Below are 8,751 nucleotides of genomic sequence, written 5' to 3' on the forward strand. Positions count from 1 at the left end.
GCCCCGCGCCCGAGCCCGGCCTTCTCGTGGCAAGCGGCCTGCTGCGCCTGCCGGTGGTGGTCGACGTGGTGTTCGCGATCTCCAACTCGTCCGTACCGGGCGAGCTGCCGTGAGCCGTCATACCGGAATTCCCTCGCAGCGTGCATAAGTGGCGTGCGCACCCGCAGCGGCCGGACCGGAAGTCCGCGCGTCGACCGGGTGCTGCGTGCGGGGCTTGCGCGCCGCCGCACGGTCCCCCTCCCGGGGCGGCCGGGAAGGCTGCTCCGGAGCCGTTGCGCAGGTGCCTTCCCGAGTCTGGAGCGGGCGGACGGCTGGGACCAGAGCCGCCCGCCAGACGCCCCGATTCAGGGACGGGTGGCCCTCTGACCTGCGAATGCACCCGATGGATGGGACGTGGGACGGGACACCTGTGGGATAGTGGGAGCTACGGGGGAAGGGGTGTGCCGTCGTGGGACGCTGGCAGCCGCTGCGGGGCGACCTGCCCGCCGAGGTGGCCCGGCTGGTGCGGGAACTGCGCCAGTACGTGGACCGGTGCGAGATGAACACCATGACCGTCGCCACAAAGACCGGTTACAGCCGTAGTTCCTGGCTGCGCTACCTCAACGGGCGGAGACTGCCCCCATGGGCAGCGGTCGCCGAGCTGGGACGACTGGCGCAGGCCGATGCCGAGCCCCTGCGTGTGCTGTGGGAATCGGCGGCCCACGCCTGGACCGGGGAGCGCGCGGTCGGCGACGCCGGCTCGCACTCCACACCGCTGCGTCCGGCATGTGACGCACGGGGCCCGGATGCCGTGGAGGCCCTGCCCGCAGACCCTTCACCGGCTGCGGCGCGGCCGATCCCGCGCGGCTTTCGGGTGCCACACGCGGGCGTACTGGCTGCTGTCGCCGCTTGCTCGCTGCTGGCCACCTTGCTGCTCGCCCGGCCATGGGACAGCTGGACCAGCAGGACGGGGGCCGGCCGCCTGCCGGCCGGCGCTCCGGCCGGAGCGCCGGCCTGGCCGTGGCCCTTGCACAGCGCGGCGGACGAGGCGGCCGCAGGGTGCCGGCCGGCCGGCTGCCGGGGCCTGGACCCCTACCGCGAAAGCTGCGACCGCGACAGTGTCGTCGTCCACCGGTTGCGTGCGTACGGCCGTGTCCTGACGCTTCGGTACAGTCCGGCCTGCCGGGCGAGCTGGGCGGAGGTCGACACCGCGGCGGCGACGGCCGGTTTGCGGATCGCCACGACGGGCGGCGACCAGCAGACGGCCACCGACGGCGGGGCGTACACGGCCATGGTGACGAGCGGGCCGGACGCGGCACGTGCCACGGTCGTCGTCCGTGGCCGGCAACTCGGCGTGGCACAGCACGACAGCTGGATCGACGCCGTCAGCGACAGCGCGCGAGGGTGACGGCGTCCGCGCGCAGTGGATGGAACCGCCCGGCGTCATAGACCTCGTAGACGCCGCCCGGGCCGGGGTGCAGCGGAAGACCGTAGCGCTCACCCTGGTAGACCATCCACCGGTCGACGGGGACGATACGCTCGGCTGCGGCGCCCCAGGTGGCCGACCCCACGATTCCGTCCGCGGACAGATGGTGGTTGCTCTGCCAGACCCGCGTGGCCTCGGCCGTCGCCTCGTCGTACGTGCAGGTGACTGCGGAGCGTGCCGAATACCCGTCGGCCCACAGCACGCTCTGCCACAGACCGATCAGGTCGCTGCGCCGGGTGCGGCCGACCGCCAACTGCTGTGCGGCGCCCAGCCCAGCGGCGACGAGTACGCCGCCACGCCCGGCGCGGGACTGCTGGTTCCGCGGGACCCCGGACCCCGCGCACACCACCGCCAGAATCAGTACGCACAGTGCGGCGCGCACCGTCGTCCCCACGCTCATGGCACCGTCTCACCGTCGTGACGTCAACTGCGTTCTGAGCGAGCCAAGTTGTGCAAAACCAGCGGTTCCGCGATCGCCCGCGTAGATACAGTAAGGAAGAAAACGAGGATCCCGGAGAGCACTGGGCCCGGAGGGCGTACGTGACTGACTGGAAGCCGTTACCCGGCGGCCTCGCCTCGGACGTCCGGCATCTGGTCGCCGAACTGCGAGGCTTGAAGGACCGCGCCGGGCTGAGTCTGGCCGTCCTCGGCGGCCGGACTCCGTACAGCAAGTCCTCCTGGGAACGCTATCTCAACGGCAAGGCACTGCCACCGCAGCACGCGGTGATCTCCCTCGGGAAGCTGGCCGACGCCGATCCCGCCCGACTCCTGGCGCTGTGGGAACTGGCGAACACCGCTTGGCACGACCACAAGGCCAATGACACGGACGGGGCCCGCGACCCCGACGACGCGCACGGTCGGCCGTCAAAGGAATCCACTCCTTCAACAGAGCGCACTCCCGCCACGCGGGCGGAAGAGCCGCCGTCCGTGAGCCGTCGGTTCGGCCGGCGGCAGCTGATCCGGACGGTGGTCGCCCTGGCCGCCGCCGTCGGCCTGTCCGTCTCTCTGTACGGCGCTTTCGGTCGGCAGTCGAGCGCGCACGCCGACCGGGACGGCACCGTGAGCAAGGACGTACCGAGCAGGCAACTCGACGTGAACTGCTTCGCGGACAGCTGTACCGGAAAAAACCCCGGGCAGAGCGGCTGTGGCGGCGACGCGTGGACCGCTGCTCTGAACAACGTCGCCGGGGTATACGTGGAGCTGCGCTACAGCGATGCCTGCAAGGCTGCATGGTCCCGCATCAGCTGGGGACGGCCCGGTGACATCGCCCGGGTCATCGGCGAGGGAGGTGGGACATACCAGAGCAAGGTGCACTACGACACCGATACGTTCAGCGCGATGGTCGCAGCGCCAAGCCCCTCAACGGCCAAAGCGTGTGTTCTGCTCACCTCCGGGGTGCACGCATGCACCTCCCCGGGCGGCACCCAGCACCTCACCGAGCCCCCGAACCCGCCCACCCCGGCCACCCCCTCCGTGGCGGTCGGCACGAGCTGAGCGAGATCACCAAGAGCGGCCGTCCTACACCACTCCGGCGAATGTGTCCGGTGACGCTCGTTTGACGCTCCGGGCGCCCGAAGTGCCTTCCAGTTGAGGCGTTGTCGGGCTTAACCCGTTGCGCAGCGCGTTGGGGCTGTTCTTTGGGCCGTAGCCGAGGTCGCTGTCCTTGCCGATCACGTTGGTGTGCGTGTGGTGCAGCAGGACGGCGTTCGATGTCCGCGACGACATCGGGATCTGCCGATGTTCTTCCTCGACCCGGGCCGTCAGTTCCTCGCCATGATCGGCGGTCTGGTCCTTGATGGTCTTCGATATGGCCGCTCCCGTGCGTGCGCCGGAGACGGGCCGTGACGCTTGCCGGAGCCACCCTGATCTTCCACGGCCGGCCGCACCATCTTTTGGGGGAGCAGCCCTTCCGCTGGGCGCGCCCCAAAGCCTCCCGAAACGTTGCGCTCCGGCTGGGTCAAAATCTGTGCCCGCGAGCTGAGGTTTCAACGGGACAGGCAGACAGATTCTCTTCCGTATTAAGTGGGGGTGAGAGTCTTCACCGTACACAGGCCGCTTCGGCGTGCTACTGTCGATCTCAGTTGCAGTTGTGGTTCCCAAAACTTCAAGTGCTCTCCGGGCGGCGCCTGTGCCACTGGAAGCACTTTTGTTATCCGGTCTTTTTCCGGGCGGGGTGATCATCGCGGCGACACGGGGTCCGTGCAGTGCGGATCCCGATGCACTGCCCCAAAGGAGAAATGACATGGCTGCTGGTACCGTGAAGTGGTTCAACGCGGAAAAGGGCTTCGGCTTCATCGAGCAGGACGGTGGCGGCGCTGATGTGTTCGCCCACTACTCGAACATTGCCGCCCAGGGCTTCCGCGAGCTGCAGGAGGGCCAGAAGGTGACCTTCGACATCGCGCAGGGCCAGAAGGGCCCGACGGCCGAGAACATCGTTCCCGCCTGACGCCGACTGTCGCACAGTTGTAGCTGGGGCCCGCGTCCTTCGGGGTGCGGGCCCCAGCTACTCGCATTTTTCCGCAGTGGTTTCGCCTGCGGACGACAACCAGGAAACCCGTAGGCCCACCGCATACGGGGCATCCTTCAGGGGTGCACGCATCCCTCATGGCTTCATCGCGGCGGACACCCCAACATTGCGTCCCGCTTCGCGCCACTCATTCCAGCTCCTGTGCCGCACGGATTTTCGTCGGTCAGATTCGCTTTCGCATTCCATCGGTCCATTCTTGCAATTCTCTGTGCTGCTGATCGCTGCGGGAATTCCTTGATATGTGCCGCATCGAGGAAGGTTCCGCATGAACCGCACACGCACGAACGACCGCTTCACCCGCACCCGTAACGGCAGTGCCGAATCCGGAAGGGGTGGCAGCCGGTTCGGTTCGTCGGCCAGGAGCCGCTCCGCCGGGTCGAGCCGTTCCGGTGGTTACGGCCGCAGGCCCGCCGCGGTCCAGGGGGAGTTCGCGCTGCCCAGGACGATCACTCCCGCGCTCCCCGCCGTGGAGAGCTTCGCCGAGCTGGACATGCCCGGGGCGCTGCTGGGCGCGCTCAGCTCGGAAGGCGTGACCGTACCCTTCCCGATCCAGGCCGCGACCCTGCCGAATTCCCTCGCCGGCCGGGACGTACTGGGCCGTGGCCGCACCGGCTCCGGCAAGACCCTCGCCTTCGGGCTGGCGCTGCTGGCCCGTACGGCCGGGCAGCGCGCCGAGGCGAGGCAGCCGCTGGGGCTGATCCTCGTACCCACGCGTGAGCTGGCGCAGCAGGTCACCGACGCGCTCGCCCCGTACGCCCGCTCCCTGAGGCTGCGGCTGGCCACGGTGGTGGGCGGAATGCCGATCGGCCGACAGGCGAGCGCGCTGCGCGCCGGCGTCGAGATCGTCGTCGCCACTCCGGGACGCCTCAAAGACCTCATCGACCGTGGCGACTGCCAACTGAACCAGGTTTCCATCACCGTCCTCGACGAGGCCGACCAGATGGCCGACATGGGCTTCATGCCGCAGGTCACCGCCCTCCTCGACCAGGTCCGCCCCGAAGGCCAGCGCATGCTGTTCTCCGCCACTCTCGACCGCAACGTCGACCTGCTCGTGCGCCGCTACCTCAGCGACCCCGTCGTGCACTCCGTCGACCCCTCGGCCGGCGCGGTCACGACGATGGAGCACCACGTGCTCCATATTCACGGCGCCGACAAGCACACGGCGACCACCCAGATCGCCGCACGCGACGGCCGCGTGATCATGTTCCTCGACACCAAGCACGCCGTCGACGGCCTCACCGAACACCTCCTGAACAGCGGGGTACGGGCCGCCGCCCTGCACGGTGGGAAGTCACAGCCACAGCGCACCCGCACGCTGGCACAGTTCAAGAGCGGACACGTCAACGTGCTGGTAGCGACCAACGTCGCGGCGCGCGGCATCCACGTCGACAACCTCGACCTCGTGGTCAACGTCGACCCGCCGACCGACCACAAGGACTACCTCCACCGCGGCGGCCGTACCGCCCGCGCAGGAGAGTCCGGCAGCGTCGTCACCCTGGTCACCCCCAACCAGCGCCGCGGCATGACCCGCCTCATGGCAGCGGCCGGCATCGTCCCGCAGACCACCCAGGTCCGCGTCGGCGAAGAGGCCCTGCACCGCATCACCGGCGCGCAGGCCCCCTCCGGCATCCCGGTCGTCATCACCGCACCGGTGGTCGAACGCCCCAAGAAGCGCGGTGCCACCTCACGCGGCCGACGCCGCGCCGTCTCGGCGGCCCGCCGCGCGCCCGTACGGCAGTCCACCGCCGGTGCGGCGGCATAGAACCTTCGTGTCAGGAAGCCCGCCCGACTTCGCAGGAGGCACCCTTTGACGCTGGACCAGACGCAGTTCCGCTCAACACGTACCAACGCCGTGCAGACGGCGGCCGATCCCGCGGACGCGGCCGGACCGCAGGTCTGGGAGGACATGACCGTGGAGGTGGCACTGTCCGTGATGGCCGCCGCCCGTACAGGTCAGCTGGTCGTCTGCGACGAGGACGGTATGTGCACCGGCCTGGTCACCCGGGACCGGCTCACGGCCGTTCGTGACGGTTCCGGATACACGGACCGGATCCGCCTGCGTGACATCGCCGACGTCATCGGGCCCTTCGCCTCGCCGCCGGCCACGAGGGCCGAAGCCGAGCGTGCGATGCGCTGCCGCCGGCTCGGGGCCCCGCCCGTGGTCGACGGACACGGCGACGCTCTGGGCGTCCTCGCCCTCTCTCGCTGAACGGCCGTCACCCCTGCCCAGCCCCCGTCTTCTCTTCTCCCTGGAGGGCACCATGCGCTGTGTCATCGCTCGCTTCCCGTTCGACCTGACCAAGAGCGGCGTGGTGGAATCGATGAAGGGCGTCACACCTGAGCTGGTCACCGGTGAGTTCGTCATCATCGGACGTCGCCGCTATCCCGCCAAGCAGGTCGGCCAGGTCGTCACCCGCCAGGACCGGCGCGATTTCAGCACCGGCGAAGTCCTCAGGGCCATGACCCGACTCGGCTTCACCTGCCGCACCCGCCCCGCCGCCGCATCTGCGCCCCTGGCCGACCCGTACGGGCCGGCTTCCGGAACGCTCGGCACTCCGCCTGGCCGCCCGATGTACGGACAGGCGTGAGCCGAACAGAGCAGTGAGGCCCGACCGGCGTGGGTGAATTCCAGGGGTCGTAGCAACACCGCGGTGAGTTGATCAAGCCGCGAGCAGTTTAAACAGACGCTCGGCTGGGGTCTCCCGGTCGAGCGTTCTGCGTGGGCGGCTGTTGAGTTCGGTGGCGTCGACGTCCAGGTCCTCGCGGGTGTGGCGGGACAGGTCGGTGGACCGGGATGTCAGTGGTGATGGTGAAGGCGCGGTGGAAGGCCGTTTCGATGCCATGGTCCCAGGTCGGGGACCCATCAGGTGAGGCGGGAGGGTCTGGACGCTCTCGGCGAGCGCGTAGGACCAGCCGCCGCCTGGCATGAGCGCGTGGTTGCGGCGGATCTCCCGGCTCACGGCGGAGGGGCTGCCGCCGGCTCGGCCGCGATGGCCCGGACGGGCGCCTTCTCCCGGAGCAGGTCAGCGATGTGGATGAGGTCGGCCTCGGTGAGGTAGCGCGACGGGCCGACGGGTTCCTCAGGGCGAGCCGGGGGTCCGGGTGCTTGCCGGCGCAGCCCCCGTGTCCACGGTGGGCGGGGCCGCCCTGTACCTCGCGGATGCCTGCCGGCCGTAGAGCCGACGCTTCCCGGTGCGGCGGTTGATGCCGATGATCCGGCAGGCTTCCGTGTTCCCTTCCAAGATCCTCGCAGATCGGCTCAGTGGAGGACCTCATCGCCGAGCCGCAGCAAATCTATGCTCGCCGGAGTAGACATTCGATGTTTCAGTGATTATGGTTTTTTGCGTAGCCGAGATCGAGCAAGGCCTGACAGACACGAACTGCCGGGCAGCAGTCCACGTGTGACGATGCGGTGGTGGAGTTCCGAAGCCAGGGTGTTGTACGACGGCGACGGGACTGACGACCGGACCGGGTGGCCTGAAGTGATGAGGGGCCGCCGTGAGCAGGACCGCGGTTGACGCGGTTGCAGTACCAGTAGTACGCAGTCCCTGTTTGCAAGTGATTGGTTCCGAGGGAAGAACGGAGGAGTCGAGCACCATCAGGATCGCCCGGGCGGAAGACGCGAGCCCGGGTACCGCAGGACATCGATAGGTAGGTGGTCTCCGGTCACGCATCCGCGATCCCCGCACCCCCGTCGGAGTATCAGGCGGCTGGGCGGAAACAGAAGGCCGGCGCAGCACTAGGGCCGGCAGATGGTGTTGCAGTTCCTTCGGGGCCTTGGTGCCAGGCGGCACCAAGGCCCCTCTACCCGTTCCACAGAGAGGTGAGATGACAGCAGACGAGTCGCTGAGCCGTCTCGACGACGACGACTACCCCGCCTACACGATGGGCCGGGCCGCCGAGTTGCTCGGTACCACTCCCGGCTTTCTCCGCGCCATCGGCGAAGCGCGACTGATCACACCACTGCGCTCCGAGGGCGGACACCGCCGCTACTCCCGCTACCAACTGCGCATCGCGGCCCGCGCGCGTGAGCTCGTCGACCGGGGCACCCCGATCGAGGCCGCATGCCGGATCATCATCCTCGAGGACCAGCTCGAAGAAGCCCAGCGCATCAACGCCGAATACCGCCGCACCAGCGGATCGTCCAGTCCATCGGCGGCAGCCTGAGGTGAGCGGGCCCGCCGGTATCGGCGGGTTATCACACCCGCGCGTGGCCGGGCTGTGGGGCGCAGGGATGGTGCTCGTGTCCGAACGGCTCCGCCGTCAGTGAGTGTTGACCCACAGGACGCGGAAGGCGATACCGGTCAGTGCGCCCGTCCGTACGATCGTTTCGTTCGCTGGCCGGAGAAGGAACCGGTCTGGCCGGACAGATCGGCCGTCGACGAGACGACGCCTCCCCAGCGCGTTGCGGCCGCAGACGTGATCGGCCAGGCGCTCGCCGAGTCCGACCACCTTCCTGACCTCAAAACACAGGTCATCGGCGAACTTTGGCTCCGGGACCTGGAACTCACCGCCTGGCGCGTCCAGCATGGACGAGTGTCTGATCCCGGCCGCGCCGGCACACAGAGGCACCCGAATGATTCGGGACGTTCGAGCAGTGACCTGTGATCGAACGAATCCGGGCACCCCCGACCCTGTCGGGAGGAAGAGATCGCACAGGCAGTGATCATCCCGTCGGGCTCTCCGGGTACCGTCGGGGTATGAGTCATCCGCATCCCGAGCTCAAAGCCGCACCGCCTCTTCCCGAAGGGGGGCTGCG

The 8,751-nt window shown here is 68.9% G+C and carries 9 protein-coding genes and 2 pseudogenes; 7 read left to right on the forward strand and 4 right to left on the reverse strand.

The window, feature by feature from the left end:
- Window positions 1-448: 448 nt before the first annotated feature.
- Complete coding sequence (locus ACWDNY_RS06795) at window positions 449-1,387, forward strand: DUF2690 domain-containing protein (protein WP_451644644.1); 939 nt, start codon at window positions 449-451, stop codon at window positions 1,385-1,387.
- Here ACWDNY_RS06795 and ACWDNY_RS06800 read toward each other — a convergent pair.
- The gene (locus ACWDNY_RS06800; RefSeq protein ID WP_451644645.1) at window positions 1,365-1,865 is read right to left on the reverse strand and encodes a peptidoglycan-binding domain-containing protein; all 501 of its coding nucleotides are present in this window, start codon (window positions 1,863-1,865) and stop codon (window positions 1,365-1,367) included. The two genes, ACWDNY_RS06795 and ACWDNY_RS06800, sit on opposite strands and share 23 nt — an antisense overlap.
- 140 nt (window positions 1,866-2,005) lie before the next feature.
- Here ACWDNY_RS06800 and ACWDNY_RS06805 point away from each other — a divergent pair, with 140 nt between their 5' ends.
- The 5 genes from ACWDNY_RS06805 (at window position 2,006) to ACWDNY_RS06825 (ending at window position 6,580) form a co-directional block, all read left to right on the forward strand.
- Entirely contained in the window at window positions 2,006-2,959 is a 954-nt protein-coding gene (locus ACWDNY_RS06805) for a DUF2690 domain-containing protein (RefSeq protein WP_451644646.1), read from the forward strand.
- A 748-nt stretch (window positions 2,960-3,707) separates the two neighbouring features.
- A complete protein-coding gene (locus ACWDNY_RS06810; RefSeq protein WP_055611897.1) occupies window positions 3,708-3,911 on the forward strand; it encodes a cold-shock protein in 204 nt (67 codons plus the stop codon).
- Between the two features lie 346 nt (window positions 3,912-4,257).
- Window positions 4,258-5,754, forward strand: coding sequence for a DEAD/DEAH box helicase (locus ACWDNY_RS06815; RefSeq protein ID WP_451644647.1), 1,497 nt, complete (start codon window positions 4,258-4,260; stop codon window positions 5,752-5,754).
- Between the two features lie 45 nt (window positions 5,755-5,799).
- Entirely contained in the window at window positions 5,800-6,201 is a 402-nt protein-coding gene (locus ACWDNY_RS06820) for a CBS domain-containing protein (RefSeq protein ID WP_451644648.1), read from the forward strand.
- A 52-nt stretch (window positions 6,202-6,253) separates the two neighbouring features.
- Entirely contained in the window at window positions 6,254-6,580 is a 327-nt protein-coding gene (locus tag ACWDNY_RS06825; RefSeq protein WP_451644649.1) for an SCO5918 family protein, read from the forward strand.
- Between the two features lie 72 nt (window positions 6,581-6,652).
- Here ACWDNY_RS06825 and ACWDNY_RS06830 read toward each other — a convergent pair.
- Window positions 6,653-6,892 (reverse strand): annotated as a pseudogene (locus ACWDNY_RS06830) (IS30 family transposase); the annotation flags it as partial.
- A 12-nt stretch (window positions 6,893-6,904) separates the two neighbouring features.
- A pseudogene (locus tag ACWDNY_RS06835) lies at window positions 6,905-7,255 on the reverse strand (helix-turn-helix domain-containing protein); the annotation flags it as partial.
- Window positions 7,256-7,820: 565 nt separating this feature from the next.
- Between ACWDNY_RS06835 and ACWDNY_RS06840 the strand changes: the two are divergent.
- Window positions 7,821-8,159, forward strand: coding sequence for a MerR family transcriptional regulator (locus ACWDNY_RS06840; RefSeq protein ID WP_451644650.1), 339 nt, complete (start codon window positions 7,821-7,823; stop codon window positions 8,157-8,159).
- Between the two features lie 96 nt (window positions 8,160-8,255).
- On the opposite strand, the gene ACWDNY_RS06845 is transcribed toward ACWDNY_RS06840, so the two are convergent.
- Entirely contained in the window at window positions 8,256-8,522 is a 267-nt protein-coding gene (locus ACWDNY_RS06845; RefSeq protein WP_451644651.1) for a hypothetical protein, read from the reverse strand.
- Window positions 8,523-8,751 lie beyond the last annotated feature (229 nt).

The sequence above is a fragment of the Streptomyces sp. NPDC003697 genome, from assembly GCF_053587115.1.